Origin of the sequence: Pseudomonas sp. TWR2-1-1, assembly GCF_049897045.1 — a bacterium.
Lineage (GTDB): Bacteria > Pseudomonadota > Gammaproteobacteria > Pseudomonadales > Pseudomonadaceae > Aquipseudomonas > Aquipseudomonas versuta.
Genome location: NZ_JAFCVM010000002.1, coordinates 393,219 through 410,891, shown reverse-complemented (window position 1 = coordinate 410,891; position 17,673 = coordinate 393,219). Strand labels below are relative to the sequence as shown.

Below are 17,673 nucleotides of genomic sequence, written 5' to 3'. Positions count from 1 at the left end.
TAGTCGCGCGCGCCCAATCTTTATTACAGGCTTCCCCACGAAATGATGGACATCAACGAGATTCGCGAATATCTGCCCCACCGTTACCCGTTCCTGCTGGTGGACCGGGTGGTGGATCTGGATATCGAGAACAAGCGCATTCGTGCCTACAAGAATGTCAGCATCAATGAACCTTTCTTCAACGGTCACTTCCCGGCGCACCCGATCATGCCCGGCGTTTTGATCATTGAGGCGATGGCTCAGGCTGCTGGCATTCTGGGTTTCAAAATGCTCGACCTGAAGCCTGCCGACGGCACGCTTTACTATTTCGTGGGCTCCGACAAGCTGCGCTTCCGTCAACCGGTGACCCCGGGTGACCAGTTGATCCTTGAAGCCAAGTTTCTGAGCTGCAAGCGTCAGATCTGGAAATTCGAGTGCCAGGCATCGGTTGATGGCAAGCCAGTTTGCTCTGCTGAAATTATCTGTGCGGAACGCAAACTATGAGTTTGATTGACCCTCGCGCAATCATCGATCCGACGGCCATTCTGGCCGACGACGTCGAGGTCGGCCCATGGTCGATCATCGGCGCAGGTGTGGAAATCGGCGAGGGGACAGTGATTGGGCCGCATGTGATTCTCAAGGGCCCAACCAGGATCGGTAAACACAATCGCATCTACCAGTTTTCTTCGGTAGGCGAGGACACACCTGATCTGAAGTACAAAGGCGAAGAAACCCGCCTGGTGATCGGTGACCACAACGTTATTCGTGAAGGGGTCACCATTCATCGCGGGACCATTCAGGATCGTGCTGAAACGACCCTGGGTGATCACAACCTGGTCATGGCATATGCCCACATCGGCCATGACAGCGTCATCGGCAATCACTGCATTCTGGTCAATAACGCCGCATTGGCGGGCCATGTACATATGGGTGATTGGGCAATCCTTTCAGGTTTTACTCTGGTTCATCAATTCTGCCATATCGGTGCGCACAGCTTTTCAGGCATGGGCACTGCGATTGGCAAGGATGTTCCTGCGTTCGTGACTGTATTCGGCAGCCCCGCGCAAGCGCGCAGCATGAACTTCGAAGGCATGCGCCGTCGTGGTTTCAGTGAAGATGCCATTCATGCATTGCGTCGCGCTTACAAAGTGGTCTATCGCCAGGGTTTGACCGTAGACCAGGCTCTTGCCGAACTGGCTGAGCCCGCGCTGCAATTTCCGGAAGTCGCAATGTTTGTCGAGTCGATTCAATCCTCCACTCGCGGCATTACGCGCTAGTCATGGCCAGATTGCGTATCGCGCTGGTGGCAGGAGAGGCTTCGGGCGACATTCTGGGCTCAGGATTGATGCGGGCGCTCAAGGCCCACCATTCTGATATCGAGTTTATCGGCGTTGGTGGTCCATTGATGGAAGCTGAGGGTATGACCTCTTACTTCCCGATGGAGCGCTTGTCGGTAATGGGGCTGGTGGAAGTGCTGGGTCGTTTGCGCGAGTTGCTCAAGCGCCGCAAGCTGCTGGTTCAGACCCTGATCGCAGAAAAACCCGACGTCTTTATCGGTATCGATGCGCCTGATTTCACTCTCAATATCGAGCTTCAATTACGTCGTGCCGGGATCAAGACCGTGCATTACGTTAGCCCCTCCGTGTGGGCGTGGCGCCAGAAACGCGTGCTCAAAATTCGCGAAGGTTGCGATTTGATGCTCACGTTGCTGCCTTTTGAGGCCAGGTTCTATGAAGAGCACGGCGTGCCTGTGCGTTTCGTCGGGCATTCCCTGGCAGACACGATTCCACTTGAGGCCGACAAGGCCGCTGCACGAGCCGAGTTGGGCTTGCCTGATGGGCCGTTGGTCGCGTTAATGCCGGGCAGCCGCGGTGGCGAAGTGGGCAAACTGGGTGGTTTGTTTCTGGATGCTGCGCAAAAAATTCGCCAAGCACGACCCGATGTACGGTTTGTCTTGCCTTGCGCCAATGCTGCACGTCGGGAGCAAATTGAACAGTTGATGACAGGTCGCGACTTGCCGTTGACCCTGCTCGATGGGCGCTCGCATTTGGCTCTGGCGGCCTGTGATGCAGTATTGATCGCATCTGGCACGGCTACCCTGGAAGCGCTGTTGTACAAGCGTCCGATGGTGGTGGCTTATCGCCTCGCACGGCTGACTTACTGGATACTCAAGCGTCTGGTCAAAAGCCCTTACGTGTCATTGCCCAACTTGCTGGCTCAACGGATGTTGGTGCCTGAGTTGTTGCAGGATGCGGCGACTCCAGAGTCATTGGCGCAAACGCTGTTGCCCTTGCTGGACGGTGGCGAAGAACAAACCCGGGGCTTTGACGAGATTCACCGCACATTGCGTCTCGACGCTTCCAATCAGGCCGCCAAAGCGGTGCTGGATCTGATTGCGCAATCAAAATGAGTAAAGTAACCATGCAAATCGGACTGGATTTCAATCTGGTCGATCTGGCCGAAGACCTTGTGGCCGGAGTCGATGAGGTGGGCCGCGGCCCGTTGTGCGGCGCGGTAGTGACAGCCGCGGTTATTCTCGACCCTGCGCGCCCTATTGCAGGGCTCAACGATTCGAAAAAGCTCACCGAAGCTCGTCGCGAAAAACTCTACGACGAAATCTGCGAAAAAGCCCTTAGCTGGTGTATTGCCCGGGCTGAAGTTGAGGAAATCGACGAGCTGAACATTTTGCACGCCACCATGCTGGCCATGCAGCGTGCTGTCGAAGGCCTGAGCATTACGCCCAAGCTGGCCATGATCGATGGCAACCGTTGCCCCAAGCTGGCGATGCCCGCTGAGGCAGTGGTTAAAGGCGACAGCAAGGTGCCAGCGATTGCAGCGGCATCGATTCTAGCCAAAGTCAGTCGTGACCGCGAGATGGCAGCCTTTGAGCTGATCTATCCCGGCTACGGCATCGGCGGGCACAAAGGGTACCCGACTGCGGTACACCTTGAGGCGCTCGAGCGCCTTGGGCCTACACCGATTCATCGGCGTTCGTTTGGCCCGGTGCGTCGGGCATGGGAAGCCCGCGAGGCACTCGAGATTTAGCCCCAAGGCTGATGTTTTTGCCAAGGCCCGGTACAATCCGGGCCTTGTTGTTTCTCAAAGCTTATAGACAGGATCACCATGCCGGCTTCATTCGTTCACCTGCGCCTGCACACTGAATACTCCCTGGTCGATGGCCTGGTGCGGATCAAACCGCTGATCAAAACCCTGGCCGGCATGAATATGCCTGCCGTAGCGGTGACGGATCAGAACAACATGTGTTCGTTGGTCAAATTCTATAAAGCGGCCATGGGCGGCGGGATCAAGCCGATTTGTGGCGCTGACCTGTGGCTGTCGAACAAGGATCCGGAGAACCCGGTGAGCCGTCTCAGTCTTCTGGCGATGAACGGTGTCGGCTATCGCAATCTGACCGAGTTGATCTCCCGGGGCTTCATTGATGGCCAGCGTAACGGCCAGGTCATCATTGAACGCGAGTGGGTGGCCGAGGCTGCAGAAGGCCTGATCATGCTCTCGTCAGCCAAAGAGGGTGAAATTGGCATCGCACTGATCAGTGGCAACACTGAAGAGGCCGAGGTTCTGGCCCGCGAATGGATGACCGTATTCCCGGACCGGTTCTATCTCGAGGTTCAACGCACCAAACGCCCCAATGACGAAGAGCACTTGCACGCGGCAGTGGCGCTGGCTGAAACAGTCGGCGCGCCGCTGGTGGCGACCAACGATGTGCGTTTCCTCAAGCAAGAGGACTTCGAAGCTCACGAAACCCGTGTATGCATCGGTGAAGGCCGGGCGCTGGATGACCCGCGCCGCTCCAAGAACTACAGCGATCAGCAGTATCTGAAAAGCGCCGAAGAAATGGCCGAGCTGTTCAGTGACTTGCCCGAAGCACTGGCCAACTCGGTAGAAATCGCCAAGCGCTGCAACATCGAAGTGAAGCTGGGCAAACACTTTTTGCCCAACTTCCCGATTCCCGATGGCATGACCATCGATGAGTATTTCCGCAAGGTGTCCTTTGACGGCCTGGAAGATCGCCTCAGCGTTCTGTTGCCCAAAGACACCACCGAAGATTACGACGCCAGGCGCCAGGTTTATGTCGACCGGCTGAATTTCGAGCTGGATATCATCATCCAGATGGGGTTTCCCGGCTACTTCCTGATCGTAATGGACTTTATCCAGTGGGCTAAAAGCAATGGCGTGCCCGTGGGTCCGGGTCGAGGGTCGGGTGCCGGCTCGCTGGTGGCTTATGTACAGAAGATCACTGACCTTGATCCGCTGGAATACGACCTGCTGTTCGAGCGATTCCTTAACCCGGAACGGGTATCGATGCCCGACTTCGACGTCGACTTCTGCATGGACGGTCGGGACCGGGTCATTGAGTATGTGGCCGAAAAATATGGCCGCAACGCAGTAAGCCAGATCATTACCTTTGGTTCGATGGCTGCCAAGGCGGTAATCCGTGACGTGGCGCGGGTGCAGGGCAAGTCCTACGGCTTGGCCGATCGACTGTCGAAGATGATTCCGTTCGAAGTCGGCATGACCCTGGAAAAAGCTTATGAGCAGGAAGAAATCCTGCGTGACTTTATCAAGGTCGATGAAGAAGCCGCTGAAATCTGGGACATGGCCCGCAAGCTTGAGGGCGTAGTCCGTAACGTCGGCAAGCACGCGGGTGGTGTGGTCATCGCGCCGACCAAACTTACCGACTTTTCGCCGATTTATTGCGACGAAGAGGGCGGTGGCCTGGTAACCCAGTTCGACAAGGACGACGTTGAGTCTGCCGGTCTGGTGAAGTTCGACTTCCTGGGGCTGCGGACCCTGACGGTCATCGACTGGGCGCTGAAAACCATCAACCGTGATCGCGCCAAGGTGGATGAACCACCCCTGGATATCGCCTTCATCCCGCTGGACGACAAGCCGACGTATCAACTGCTGCAGAAAGCTGAAACCACGGCGGTCTTCCAGCTTGAGTCGCGCGGCATGAAAGAGCTGATCAAAAAGCTCAAGCCCGACTGCCTGGAAGACTTGATTGCATTGGTGGCCCTGTTCCGTCCAGGGCCGCTGCAGTCAGGCATGGTTGATGACTTTATCAACCGTAAACACGGTCGCGCCGAACTGGCGTATCCGCACTCGGACTACCAGTACGAAGGCCTCAAGCCGGTATTGGCCCCGACCTACGGCATCATCCTGTATCAGGAACAGGTGATGCAGATTGCCCAGGTCATGGCTGGTTATACCCTTGGCGGCGCTGACATGCTGCGTCGGGCCATGGGTAAGAAAAAGCCCGAAGAAATGGCCAAGCAGCGCGGCGGCTTTATCGAAGGTTGTGCCAACAACAATATTGATGGCGACCTTGCCGGTAACATTTTTGACCTGGTAGAGAAATTTGCCGGTTATGGCTTTAACAAATCCCACTCTGCTGCCTATGGCCTGGTGTCGTACCAGACGGCATGGCTGAAAACCCATTACCCGGCACCCTTCATGGCTGCGGTACTGTCGGCGGATATGCACAACACCGACAAGGTCGTGACCTTGATCGAAGAAATTCGCACCATGAAGCTGCGTCTCGACGCGCCGGATGTGAATGCTTCGGAGTTCAAGTTCACGGTTAATGACGAAGGCCGGATCATTTACGGGCTGGGCGCCATCAAAGGCGTAGGCGAGGGGCCGGTAGAGGCTATCACCGAAGCTCGCCAGGACGGCCCGTTCACCGATTTGTTCGATTTCTGCGCCCGGGTCGACCTCAAGCGTATTAACAAACGAACGCTCGATGGTCTGATTCGTAGCGGAGCGCTGGACCGTCTTGGGCCGTTTTTCCATGATGAGCCCAAGGCCTGGCAGGCGAGTATCGACCAGAACCGCGCGGTATTGCTGGCTGCAATGGAAGAGGCGATCAAGGCTGCGGAACAAACCGCGCGCACCCACGACAGCGGGCATGCCGACCTGTTTGGCGGCCTGTTCGTCGAGGCGGATGCCGATGTCTACGCCAATCATCGCAAAGCGAAAGAGCTGACGCTTAAAGAGCGTCTCAAAGGCGAGAAAGATACTCTGGGTCTGTACCTGACCGGCCACCCGATTGACGAGTATGAAGGTGAAATTCGCCGTTTTGCCCGCCAGCGCATCATTGATCTCAAGCCTGCCCGGGATACCCAGACCGTCGCCGGCATGATCATCGCGTTGCGGGTCATGAAGAACAAAAAAGGCGACAAGATGGGCTTCATCACCCTCGACGACCGGTCGGGGCGGATTGAAGCATCGCTGTTTGCCGAGGCGTTCCATTCGGCGCAGTCGCTGTTGCAGACCGATGCCATGGTGGTGGTCGAAGGTGAGGTCAGCAATGACGACTTCTCCGGCGGGTTGCGTTTGCGTGTCAAGCGGGTGATGAGCATGGAAGATGCCCGCACCAGCCTGGCCGAGAGCCTGCGTCTGAAAGTTGCACAGTCCGCGCTTAAAGGTGATCAACTGCGCTGGCTGGGCGATTTGTTCAAGAAACACCGCGGGGCGTGCCCGATCACTATGGAATACACCGGTGTGGGCGCCAGGGCGACGCTGCAGTTTGGCGAGACCTGGAGAATTGATCCGGCTGACAGCTTGATTCAAGCGTTGCGTGACCAGTTTGGGCGAGACAACGTCTTCCTCCAATACCGTTGACGGTCAGGGGTGCGAGAAGCGCCCTGACCTCGACCCGAATTTTTAATCTCGACCTGAGAGCGCCTGTCCCTTAAGGTAGGCGCGATACAGATCAACCGGCTGCCCCAGTTCGGTTAAAAACGCCAGCAAATGCTGGGTTTTAAATCTTCTGGCATGCTTTGCCGCCGACCCAAGACGGATGCTTATGAACCCGAATTTTCTTGATTTCGAACAGCCGATTGCTGACCTGCAAGCCAAAATCGAAGAGTTGCGCTTGGTTGGTAACGACAATTCGCTGAACATCAGCGATGAAATCTCTCGTCTGCAAGACAAAAGCAAAACGCTGACTGAAGATATTTTCGGCAAGCTGACCAGCTGGCAGATTGCCCGTCTGGCCCGTCACCCGCGCCGCCCTTACACGCTGGACTACATCGATCACATCTTCACCGAGTTCGATGAGCTGCACGGCGACCGTCACTTCTCGGACGACGCTGCCATTGTTGGCGGTATTGCCCGTCTGGACGATCAGCCAGTGATGGTGATTGGTCACCAGAAGGGCCGTGAAGTACGTGAAAAGGTACGTCGCAACTTCGGTATGCCGCGTCCTGAAGGCTACCGCAAGGCCTGCCGCCTGATGGAAATGGCCGAGCGGTTCAAGATGCCGATCCTGACTTTCATTGACACGCCAGGCGCTTACCCCGGGATTGATGCTGAAGAGCGCAACCAGAGTGAAGCGATTGCCTGGAACCTGCGTGTGATGTCGCGTCTCAAAACCCCGATCATCGCCACCGTAATCGGTGAAGGTGGTTCGGGCGGCGCATTGGCAATCGGCGTCTGCGATCAGTTGAACATGCTGCAGTACTCGACCTATGCGGTGATTTCGCCGGAAGGTTGTGCATCGATTCTGTGGAAAACCGCCGAAAAAGCGCCGGACGCTGCTGAAGCAATGGGCATTACCGCCGAGCGCCTGAAAGGTCTGGGCATTGTTGACAAGGTCATCACCGAGCCATTGGGTGGCGCGCACCGTGATCCGGTGGCGGCTTCCGCTTCGATTCGTGCCGAGCTGGCTTCTCAGCTGGACATGCTCAAAAAACTGGATCACGAAGCGTTGCTCAAGCGTCGCTATGAGCGCCTGATGAGCTACGGTCTCTGACAGGAGCGTTGTAGGGGCGAGCTTGCTCGCGAGCTCTTCGTCGCTGCGTTGAAACGCTCGCGAGCAGGCTCGCTCCTACAGGATTGTGCGATGTCCAACCTCTCAATCCAGCTTCTCAAAGCCCTCGAGCCCTGGCGCAATGCCAGGGCCTGGCATGTAGCGTTCTCCGGCGGTCTTGATTCGACCGTGCTGCTGCATCTTCTCGCTCAACTGCGTCAAATCCATTCTCTGCCTCCTTTGAGTGCCATCCATATCCATCATGGTCTTCAGGCTGCGGCAGATGCGTGGCCGGCTCATTGCCAGGCACTCTGTGATGCTCTTGGAGTGCCGCTGCAGGTTGTGCGCGTGCACGTGCAAGCCGGAGCAAGCCTTGAGCGCGCTGCGCGTGATGCGCGCTACCAGGCGTTTGTGGCGCTTACCCAGGCGCAAGAAGTGCTGCTTACCGGCCAGCATCGCGATGATCAGGCCGAAACCTTTCTGTTTCGTCTGTTGCGCGGGGCCGGGGTGAGCGGGCTGGCTGCGATGCCGCATCAGCGTCGTCTGGGCGAAGGCGATCTATGTCGACCTTTACTGGATGTTCCACGCGCTCATCTGGAGGCCTACGCGCAGGAGCACAACCTGAGCTGGATTGAAGATCCATCCAATGCCCGCACCGACTTTTCGCGAAATTATTTGCGCCATGAGATTTTTCCGCTGCTGACCCGGCGCTGGCCGCAAGCCGCCGCCAGCATGGCCCGCAGCGCGTCCCACTGTGCCGAGGCACAAGGCTTGCTCGATGAACTGGCCCGGCAGGATCTGCAGGAGGCGGGATCTGTCAGCGAGTTTGACTGGCTAGGGTTGCCCTCTTTGGAACTTGCGCCGATCACCAGCCTTTCTCCCGCCCGTCAACGTAACGCTTTGCGTCACTGGTTGGCTGCCCTCGGTCGATTGCCAGATACCGATCATTGGGCCGGCTGGGATGCCTTGCGTGATGCGCGTGCCGATGCGCAGCCGGTGTGGAAACTTGCCGAAGGCCAATTGCACCGTGCTGGCGGGAGAATCTGGTGGCTGGCGGGTGACTGGCTGCGCCAGCCGATAGCTCCCGTGCAATGGGATAATCCGCTTCTGCCACTGGCATTGCCGGGTAACGGTCAATTGCAATTGCCGGGGCAAGCGCCGGGTGGTTCGCTGCAAGTGCGCTATCGTCAGGGGGGCGAGGTGATGGCGGTGAAAAATCGTGGTCATCGTGACTTGAAGCGACTGCTCAATGAACAGGGGCTGCCATTGTTTGCCCGTGGCAGATTGCCGCTTCTGTACGTAAATGAGCAATTATTGGCAGTGGCAAACCTCCCGGGACTGGACTGCAGCCCCTGTGGACGCTGGCAATTGCAGTGGCTGCCAACTAAGAGCGATCAAGGTTTGAGCTGAAAGGGGGTTTCCGGTAGACTACGCTCCCTTCTTGATACAACTTCTGTAGATTCACCAGAATTGCAGATGTTGCCGATTACCAAGCAGTCTTTGCTGGGCGATTTTAAAAAAATGTGTGGCTTGTATCGAACCGGTGGTTTCCATCGGTCTGTCTCAACGCAGCAGTTTTTCGAAAGGTGCACTGTGACTAATGCTGGTGATTGGGGGCTTCGGCCTTCCTTCGCTTTCCCCGGCGGCTCTGACCGCTTTAACGCAGACTTCTAGGGTTTTTCATGACGCGCTACATCTTCGTCACGGGCGGTGTTGTTTCTTCATTGGGGAAAGGCATTGCCTCGGCTTCATTGGCAGCCATCCTGGAGGCGCGGGGACTTAAGGTCACCATGCTGAAGCTGGACCCCTACATCAACGTTGATCCGGGCACCATGAGCCCGTTCCAGCACGGTGAAGTGTTCGTCACACACGACGGCGCCGAGACCGACCTGGACTTGGGTCATTACGAGCGGTTTATCCGCACGACCATGACCCAGAACAACAACTTCACCACGGGCCGTGTTTACGAACACGTCCTGCGCAAGGAGCGCCGTGGTGATTACCTGGGTGCAACCATTCAGGTAATTCCGCACATCACCGACGAGATCAAGCGTCGAATCATCAAGGGCGCCGGCGATGCCGACGTAGCGATGGTTGAGATTGGCGGCACTGTGGGTGACATTGAGTCGCAACCGTTCCTCGAGGCAATCCGTCAGTTGCGCATCGAAGTAGGCGCCAAGCGCGCCATGCTGATGCACCTGACTCTGGTTCCGTACATCGCCACTGCTGGCGAAACGAAAACCAAACCAACGCAACACTCGGTTAAAGAATTACGTTCCATCGGCCTGCAGCCAGATGTTCTGATCTGCCGTTCCGATCACCACGTCGATATTTCTTCGCGCCGCAAAATCGCGTTGTTCACCAACGTTGAAGAGCGTGCGGTGATTTCGCTGGAAGACGCCGACACCATCTACCGTATCCCGGGCATGCTGCACGCTCAGGGTCTGGATGATTTTGTCGTTGAGCGTTTCGGTCTGGAGTGCAACAGCGCCGACTTGTCCGAATGGGAGCAAGTGGTCGACGCCAAGCTCAATCCGGAGCACGAAGTCACCATCGCCATGGTCGGCAAGTACATGGAACTGCTGGACGCGTACAAGTCGCTGATCGAAGCGATGAGCCACGCCGGTATTTCCAACCGTACCAAGGTCAACCTGCGTTATATCGATTCTGAAGACATCGAAAACAAAGGCACTGAACTGCTGGAAGGTGTCGATGCCATTCTGGTTCCGGGCGGCTTCGGTCTGCGCGGCGTAGAAGGCAAGATCACTGCGGTTCAATATGCTCGCGAAAACAAGGTGCCATACCTGGGTATCTGCCTGGGCATGCAAGTTGCCGTTATCGAGTTCGCACGTAACGTGCTGGGCTGGAAAGACGCCAACTCTACCGAGTTCGATCGCAACAGCGGCCACCCGGTTGTGGGCCTGATCACTGAGTGGGAAGACGCCACAGGTGCTGTTGAAACCCGTACCGAGACTTCGGATCTGGGCGGCACCATGCGTCTGGGTGCGCAGGATTGCCAGCTTACCGCCGGCTCTCTGGTTCACGACTGCTATGCCAAGGACGTGATCGTTGAGCGTCATCGCCATCGCTATGAAGTGAACAACAACCTGCTGCCTCAACTGATGGAAGCCGGCCTGAAAGTAACCGGTCGCTCCGGTGACGGCGCGCTGGTAGAAGTGGTTGAAGCACCGGATCATCCTTGGTTCGTCGCTTGCCAGTTCCACCCGGAGTTCACCTCCACGCCACGTGATGGCCATCCATTGTTCACAGGCTTCGTCAAGGCAGCATTGACGCAGCACGAGAAGAAGGCATAAACAGCATGGCGCAAAAGATAATCCGTGTAGGCAATATCGAAATTGCCAACGACAAGCCAATGGTCTTGTTCGGTGGCATGAACGTGCTGGAAAGCCGTGATATGGCCATGAAGGTGTGTGAAGAGTACGTGCGTGTTACCGAAAAGCTCGGTATCCCTTACGTATTCAAGGCCAGTTTCGACAAGGCCAACCGCTCCTCTGTCAGCTCTTACCGTGGCCCAGGCCTGGAAGAGGGCATGCGGATTTTTCAAGACATAAAAGCCGCCTTTGGTGTGCCGCTGATTACCGACGTCCACGAGCCTGCGCAGGCAGCCGTGGTCGCCGAAGTCTGCGACATCATCCAGTTGCCGGCTTTCCTGTCGCGTCAGACTGATCTGGTTGTGGCCATGGCCAAAACCGGTGCCGTGATCAACATCAAAAAAGCCCAGTTCCTTGCGCCTCAGGAAATGAAACACATCCTGAGCAAATGCGAAGAAGCGGGCAACGATCAGTTGATCCTCTGTGAACGCGGCTCCAGCTTTGGCTACAACAACCTTGTGGTCGACATGCTGGGCTTCGGCATCATGAAGCAGTTCGAATACCCGGTATTTTTCGACGTGACACACGCGCTGCAAATGCCCGGTGGTCGCTCGGACTCTGCCGGTGGTCGCCGCGCCCAGGTAACGGATCTGGCCAAGGCTGGCATCAGCCAGAGCCTTGCCGGTTTGTTCCTTGAAGCACACCCGGATCCTGACAATGCCAAATGCGACGGCCCTTGTGCCTTGCGTCTGGACAAGCTTGAGCCATTCCTGGCTCAACTGAAGTCGCTGGATGAGTTGGTCAAGAGTTTTCCAACAATAGAAACCGCGTAACCCTCGTTTCTCCGGTAAAGTACCGCACGATTTCTCGGGCCCCAGGGCCCGAGCCTTATCGTCCGCAAGGCTGCCTGTTAATTAGTCCCTGCCGGCGATAACAATATTTCCCTCAGCTGCGTCGTTTTCGTCAACTTTGGAGTGTTTACAACAATGGCAAAAATCGTCGACATCAAAGGTCGTGAAGTTCTCGATTCCCGTGGCAACCCCACTGTGGAAGCGGACGTGCTTCTCGATAACGGCATCATCGGCAGTGCTTGCGCGCCTTCCGGTGCTTCCACCGGTTCCCGTGAAGCGCTGGAACTACGTGATGGCGACAAGAGCCGTTACCTGGGCAAGGGCGTTTTGAAAGCCGTTGCCAACATTAACGGCCCGATTCGCGATTTGCTGCTGGGTAAAGACCCGGTTGATCAAAAAGCGCTGGACCACGCGATGATTGCGCTGGACGGCACTGAAAACAAAGGTTCTCTGGGTGCTAACGCCATCCTCGCTGTATCCCTGGCTGCTGCCAAGGCTGCTGCTCAGGACCAGGACCTGCCGCTGTACGCACACATCGCCAACCTGAACGGCACACCGGGTGTTTACTCGATGCCGGTACCGATGATGAACATCATCAACGGTGGCGAGCACGCTGATAACAACGTCGACATTCAAGAGTTCATGGTTCAGCCGGTTGGCGCCAAGACTTTTTCCGACGCGCTGCGCATGGGCACTGAAATCTTCCATCACCTCAAAGCTGTTCTCAAGGCTCGTGGCCTGAGCACTGCAGTGGGCGATGAAGGTGGTTTCGCACCTAACCTGGCTTCCAACGAAGATGCACTGAAAGTGATCTCCGAAGCTGTTGCCAACGCTGGCTACACCTTGGGCACAGATGTGACCCTGGCTCTGGACTGCGCGGCCAGTGAGTTCTACGAAGACGGCAAGTACAACCTGTCGGGCGAAGGCCAGGTATTCAACTCGGAAGGTTTCGCCGAGTATCTGAAAGGCCTGACCCAGCGTTACCCGATCATCTCCATTGAAGACGGCCTGGACGAGTCTGACTGGGATGGCTGGAAAATCCTGACCGACAAGATCGGTGAGAAAATTCAGCTGGTAGGTGACGACCTGTTCGTAACCAACACCAAGATCCTGAAAGAAGGCATCGATAAAAAGATCGCCAACTCGATCCTGATCAAGTTCAACCAGATCGGCACCCTGACCGAAACCCTGGAAGCTATCCAGATGGCCAAGGCCGCTGGTTACACTGCTGTGATTTCGCACCGTTCCGGTGAAACTGAAGACTCCACCATTGCCGATCTGGCGGTGGGTACTTCGGCTGGCCAGATCAAGACCGGCTCTCTGTGCCGTTCGGATCGCGTGTCCAAGTACAACCAATTGCTGCGTATCGAAGAGCAACTGGGTGCAAAAGCCAAGTACAACGGTCGCAGCGAGTTTCGCGGCTAAGCAGTTGGTGGTAAAAAGACAGCAGGTTATGTAGGAATATTCGCTCAAGCGAGTCTTTTAACACTAACCTGAATGTGTACAAGCCTGGGTCTTCCAGGCTTTGTACTATTGGTTGTTTACGTTTTTCGGCATGGCTGTCTTTTCACTGGATACCTGATATTCGATGCGCAGTCCCAATTGGTTGTTTCTCATCTTGCTCTTGCTACTGGCTGGCCTACAGTATCGCCTGTGGGTGGGGAATGGCAGTTTGGCGCAGGTTACCGACCTGACGCAGCAAATCGCCGATCAGCATGCTGAAAACGAAGTATTGCTGGAGCGCAACCGCGTGCTGGATGCGGAAGTGCTTGAGTTGAAAAAAGGCATGGAGACCGTTGAAGAGCGTGCTCGCCATGAGTTGGGTATGGTCAAGGAGGGCGAAACCCTCTACCAGTTGGCCCAATGAGTTATCCGTCACCGGCCTTCTGGGCCGTGATTCCTGCCGCGGGCGTTGGTGCCCGTATGGCCGCGGACCGTCCCAAGCAGTACTTGCAGCTGGGCGGGCGCAGTATTCTGGAACACAGCATCGGCTGTTTCCTCGATCACCCGGACCTCAAGGGGCTGGTGGTCAGTGTCGCTAGCGATGACCCTTTTTGGCCTTCCTTGCCTTGCTCCGTCGATCCACGGATCGCACGGGTAGAGGGTGGGCGCGAGCGCGCCGATTCGGTGCTCAATGCGTTGCTGCACCTGCATGCGCTGGGGGCATCCGATGAAGATTGGGTATTGGTGCACGATGCTGCACGACCCAACCTGTCCCGTGAAGATCTGGACAAATTGTTGAGTGAGCTGGCCCTCGACCCGGTCGGTGGTTTGCTGGCAGTTCCCGCGCGGGACACGCTCAAGCGGGTCGACAAGAATGGCCGGGTGCTCGAAACCGTAGACCGCAGTTTGATCTGGCAGGCATACACGCCGCAGATGTTCCGCCTGGGTGCATTGCACCGTGCCCTGGCTGATAGCCTGGTCGCCGATGCGAAGATCACTGACGAAGCATCCGCAATGGAGTGGGCCGGGCTGGCGCCGCGTCTGATCGAGGGCCGTTCGGACAACATCAAGGTGACACGCCCAGAAGACCTCGAGTGGTTGCGCTTGCGCTGGGCTAATCGCTGATCCCACTGTAGGAGCGAGCTTGCCTCGCGATCTTTTAAAAGATCAAAAGATGGCGAAACAAGCTCGCTCCTACAGGTTTCTAACCCAAATACTCTTCTCGCTTGGCCAATCCTTCCTTCAGATAATCCACCAGCTTCCTGACCTTGGGCGACAAGTGCCGTTGCTGCGGGTACAGGGCCCAAACCGCAGTATTGGGTGGCTGATGAGCTTCAAGCAAAGACACCAGCGCTCCAGTCTTTAAATGCTCCAGCACATAATAGTCCGGTAACTGACACAACCCGACGCCCAGCAGGGCTGCGTCCAGTACCGCCTGCCCACTGTTGCAGCGCCAATTGCCTTGCACCCTTTGCGAAAACTCTCGTCCGTCCAGCTGCAATTGCCAGAGATCCGAACTGCCAATCAGACAATTGTGGCGGCTCAGTTCTGACAGGCTATGAGGACGACCGTAATGCGCCAGATAAGAGGGCGATGCGCACAAGTACATACGTCTTGGTGCCAGGCGGGTGGCGACCAGTCGCGAGTCCTGCAGCCGGCCCAGGCGTATGGCCAGGTCGAGACTCTCATGCACCAGGTCCAACGGGCGATTGCTCAGTTCAATGTCGACCCGTAACTGCGGGTACAACCCCATAAAACGCGTCACCAGCGGCACAATAAAACGCTCTCCATAGGCTACCGCGCAAGTCATTCGCAGCATGCCTTTGGGTTCGCTGGCCAGATCACCGACTGCACGCAACGCTTCTTCGCGGCCATCTTGCAAGCGCTGACAGTGCTGTAAAAAAGTTTGTCCGGCCTCGGTCAGGGTCACCCGCCGCGTACTGCGATAAAACAGGCGGGTTTGCAGGCGCTCCTCGAGGCGGGCTACCTGGCGGCTTATATGCGATGAGGAAACCCCAAGACGCTCGGCAGCGGCGGTAAATTGCCCGCATTCTGCTACGGCGACAAACTCGTCAATGCCTTCCCAGCGGCTCTCACTCACGACTGATTGTCCCTGTATGGCAATAATATTTTGCTTTTGTCTGGATTATTAATCAGTCAGCGCTGATTTACACTCGGTATTCTGTTTTAACTTTGCTGGAGTCGATTGATGATCAAGTCACGTGCTGCCGTAGCCTTCGAGGCCAAAAAACCGCTGGAAATCGTGGAAGTTGACGTTGCCATGCCCAAGGCGGGTGAAGTGCTGCTGCGGGTGGTGGCTTCCGGTGTATGCCACACCGATGCCTACACCTTGTCGGGGGCTGATCCGGAGGGCATCTTTCCGTCGATTTTGGGCCATGAAGGCGGCGCTATAGTTGAGGCGATCGGCGAAGGTGTTACTTCCGTGGAAGTGGGCGATCACGTCATCCCGCTGTACACGCCAGAGTGTCGCAAGTGCAAATTCTGCCTGTCAGGCAAGACCAACCTGTGTCAGGCGATTCGCGCCACTCAAGGCAAAGGCCTGATGCCGGATGGCACTACGCGTTTCTCCTACAAGGGGCAGCCAATTTTCCATTACATGGGCACCTCTACGTTTTCGGAGTACACCGTGCTCCCGGAAATCTCGGTGGCCAAGATTCAAAAAGACGCGCCGCTGGAGAAGGTTTGCCTGCTCGGTTGCGGCGTCACCACTGGCATTGGTGCGGTGATCAATACTGCCAAGGTCAAGCCGGGCGACACCGTCGCCATCTTCGGTCTGGGCGGCATCGGCCTTTCAGCGGTGATCGGCGCAGTAAAAGCCAAGGCTGCGCGGATCATTGCCATCGATATCAACCCGGCCAAATTTGAAATCGCCAAGCAACTGGGCGCAACCGATTGCGTCAACCCGAAGGATTTTGATCGCCCGATCCAGGAAGTAATAGTCGATATGACTGACGGTGGAGTCGACTTTTCTTTCGAGTGCATTGGCAATGTGCAGTTGATGCGTGCGGCACTGGAGTGCTGCCACAAAGGATGGGGTGAGTCCGTGATCATCGGCGTGGCCGGTGCCGGTCAGGAAATTTCGACCCGTCCCTTCCAGCTGGTGACCGGTCGCGTCTGGCGCGGTTCGGCATTTGGTGGCGTGCGCGGTCGCACTGAATTGCCAAGCTATGTCGACATGGCGCAAACCGGTGAGATCCCGCTGGACACCTTCATCACCCACACCATGGGGCTGGAAGACATCAACAAGGCATTCGACCTGATGCACGAAGGCAAAAGCATTCGTACGGTCATCCATTTCTGATAAGCAGCGGCATGCGCGCAATACGGTGGAAAAACCGCCGTATTCCTCATGTGGGAGCCTGCTGGCTCCCACAGGTAATGAGTTCTTCTCTTAAAGCCTGGAGCTGCCTCTATGACTCTTGAAAATATTTCCTGCCAGAAGAGCTTCGGCGGCTGGCACAAGCGCTACCGGCACCGTTCTGAGGTGCTGGGTTGCGACATGGTGTTTGCCGTGTATTTGCCGCCCCAGGCCGAACAGGGCGCCAGGCTCCCGGTGTTGTACTGGCTGTCGGGTTTGACCTGTACCGATGAAAATTTCATGCATAAGGCCGGCGCGATGAAAATGGCTGCCGAGCTGGGGCTGATTATCGTGGCGCCGGACACCAGCCCCCGTGGCGACGGTGTGCCGGATGATCCGGATGGCGCCTGGGATTTCGGCCTGGGTGCAGGTTTTTACCTGAACGCTACTCAGCAGCCTTGGGCCCAGCATTACCGCATGCATGATTATGTAGTGCAGGAATTGCCGGCATTGGTTGAAGCGCATTTCCCTGCGTCGCAAAAACGCGGCATCAGCGGGCATTCGATGGGGGGGCACGGGGCATTGGTTTGTGCGTTGCGCAATCCGGGGCGCTATCTGTCGGTGTCAGCCTTCGCGCCCATCAGCAACCCTATGGATTGCCCTTGGGGGCAAAAAGCCTTCTCCGGCTACCTTGGGGATGAGCGTACCCGCTGGCGCGAGTGGGATGCGTGCGCCTTGATCAGCGAAGCCCGGGAAAAACTGCCGCTATTGGTTGATCAAGGCGACCGCGATGACTTTCTGGCTGTACAGCTCAAGCCCGAGGCTCTGCAACAGGCTGCAAAACAGGCGGGCCATCCGCTGACCTTGCGCCTGCAACCGGGCTACGACCACAGCTATTTTTTCATCGCCAGCTTTATTGACGACCACTTGCGTCACCACGCGAGCGCACTAAGCGCTTAATAGTGGGTAGAATCA

Annotated in this window: 15 protein-coding genes; 14 read left to right on the top strand and 1 reads right to left on the bottom strand. The window is 56.7% G+C overall.

The window, feature by feature from the left end; all coding sequences use genetic code 11:
* The first annotated feature begins 42 nt into the window (after positions 1-42).
* The 12 genes from fabZ to ispD all read left to right on the top strand — a co-directional run bounded on the left by fabZ (position 43) and on the right by ispD (position 14,504).
* On the top strand, positions 43-483 hold the full coding sequence (gene fabZ, locus ACP7BO_RS06830; protein ID WP_003440450.1) for a 3-hydroxyacyl-ACP dehydratase FabZ: 441 nt from the start codon (positions 43-45) through the stop codon (positions 481-483).
* Positions 480-1,256, top strand: a complete 777-nt coding sequence (lpxA, locus tag ACP7BO_RS06825; protein WP_060694733.1) for an acyl-ACP--UDP-N-acetylglucosamine O-acyltransferase — start codon at positions 480-482, stop codon at positions 1,254-1,256. The genes fabZ and lpxA overlap by 4 nt, the downstream gene beginning before the upstream one ends.
* 2 nt (positions 1,257-1,258) lie before the next feature.
* Positions 1,259-2,389 (top strand): lipid-A-disaccharide synthase, encoded by a 1,131-nt coding sequence (gene lpxB, locus ACP7BO_RS06820; protein WP_426209258.1) that lies wholly within the window; start codon positions 1,259-1,261, stop codon positions 2,387-2,389.
* Between the two features lie 11 nt (positions 2,390-2,400).
* Positions 2,401-3,024, top strand: a complete 624-nt coding sequence (gene rnhB / locus ACP7BO_RS06815) for a ribonuclease HII (RefSeq protein WP_060694729.1) — start codon at positions 2,401-2,403, stop codon at positions 3,022-3,024.
* 78 nt (positions 3,025-3,102) lie between these two features.
* Positions 3,103-6,624, top strand: a complete 3,522-nt coding sequence (gene dnaE, locus ACP7BO_RS06810) for a DNA polymerase III subunit alpha (RefSeq protein WP_426209256.1) — start codon at positions 3,103-3,105, stop codon at positions 6,622-6,624.
* A 184-nt stretch (positions 6,625-6,808) separates the two neighbouring features.
* Complete coding sequence (locus ACP7BO_RS06805; protein WP_060694724.1) at positions 6,809-7,756, top strand: acetyl-CoA carboxylase carboxyltransferase subunit alpha; 948 nt, start codon at positions 6,809-6,811, stop codon at positions 7,754-7,756.
* A gap of 90 nt (positions 7,757-7,846) precedes the next feature.
* Positions 7,847-9,163, top strand: coding sequence for a tRNA lysidine(34) synthetase TilS (gene tilS, locus ACP7BO_RS06800; protein WP_426209254.1), 1,317 nt, complete (start codon positions 7,847-7,849; stop codon positions 9,161-9,163).
* A gap of 272 nt (positions 9,164-9,435) precedes the next feature.
* Positions 9,436-11,067: a CTP synthase gene (locus tag ACP7BO_RS06795; RefSeq protein WP_060694720.1), complete on the top strand. Its 1,632-nt coding sequence runs from the start codon at positions 9,436-9,438 to the stop codon at positions 11,065-11,067.
* A 5-nt stretch (positions 11,068-11,072) separates the two neighbouring features.
* Complete coding sequence (gene kdsA / locus ACP7BO_RS06790; protein ID WP_060694718.1) at positions 11,073-11,918, top strand: 3-deoxy-8-phosphooctulonate synthase; 846 nt, start codon at positions 11,073-11,075, stop codon at positions 11,916-11,918.
* Positions 11,919-12,071: 153 nt separating this feature from the next.
* On the top strand, positions 12,072-13,361 hold the full coding sequence (gene eno, locus ACP7BO_RS06785; protein ID WP_060694715.1) for a phosphopyruvate hydratase: 1,290 nt from the start codon (positions 12,072-12,074) through the stop codon (positions 13,359-13,361).
* Positions 13,362-13,524: 163 nt separating this feature from the next.
* Complete coding sequence (gene ftsB, locus ACP7BO_RS06780; protein ID WP_003440483.1) at positions 13,525-13,803, top strand: cell division protein FtsB; 279 nt, start codon at positions 13,525-13,527, stop codon at positions 13,801-13,803.
* Positions 13,800-14,504, top strand: a complete 705-nt coding sequence (gene ispD / locus ACP7BO_RS06775; protein ID WP_426209252.1) for a 2-C-methyl-D-erythritol 4-phosphate cytidylyltransferase — start codon at positions 13,800-13,802, stop codon at positions 14,502-14,504. The genes ftsB and ispD overlap by 4 nt, the downstream gene beginning before the upstream one ends.
* Before the next feature lie 79 nt (positions 14,505-14,583).
* On the opposite strand, the gene ACP7BO_RS06770 is transcribed toward ispD, so the two are convergent.
* Positions 14,584-15,480, bottom strand: a complete 897-nt coding sequence (locus tag ACP7BO_RS06770; protein WP_397454595.1) for a LysR substrate-binding domain-containing protein — start codon at positions 15,478-15,480, stop codon at positions 14,584-14,586.
* A gap of 108 nt (positions 15,481-15,588) precedes the next feature.
* On the opposite strand from ACP7BO_RS06770, the gene ACP7BO_RS06765 reads away from it, so the two are divergent.
* Positions 15,589-16,701 (top strand): S-(hydroxymethyl)glutathione dehydrogenase/class III alcohol dehydrogenase, encoded by a 1,113-nt coding sequence (locus tag ACP7BO_RS06765; RefSeq protein ID WP_426209250.1) that lies wholly within the window; start codon positions 15,589-15,591, stop codon positions 16,699-16,701.
* Positions 16,702-16,812: 111 nt separating this feature from the next.
* The gene (fghA, locus tag ACP7BO_RS06760) at positions 16,813-17,658 is read left to right on the top strand and encodes an S-formylglutathione hydrolase (protein ID WP_060694702.1); all 846 of its coding nucleotides are present in this window, start codon (positions 16,813-16,815) and stop codon (positions 17,656-17,658) included.
* The last annotated feature ends 15 nt before the right edge of the window (positions 17,659-17,673 follow it).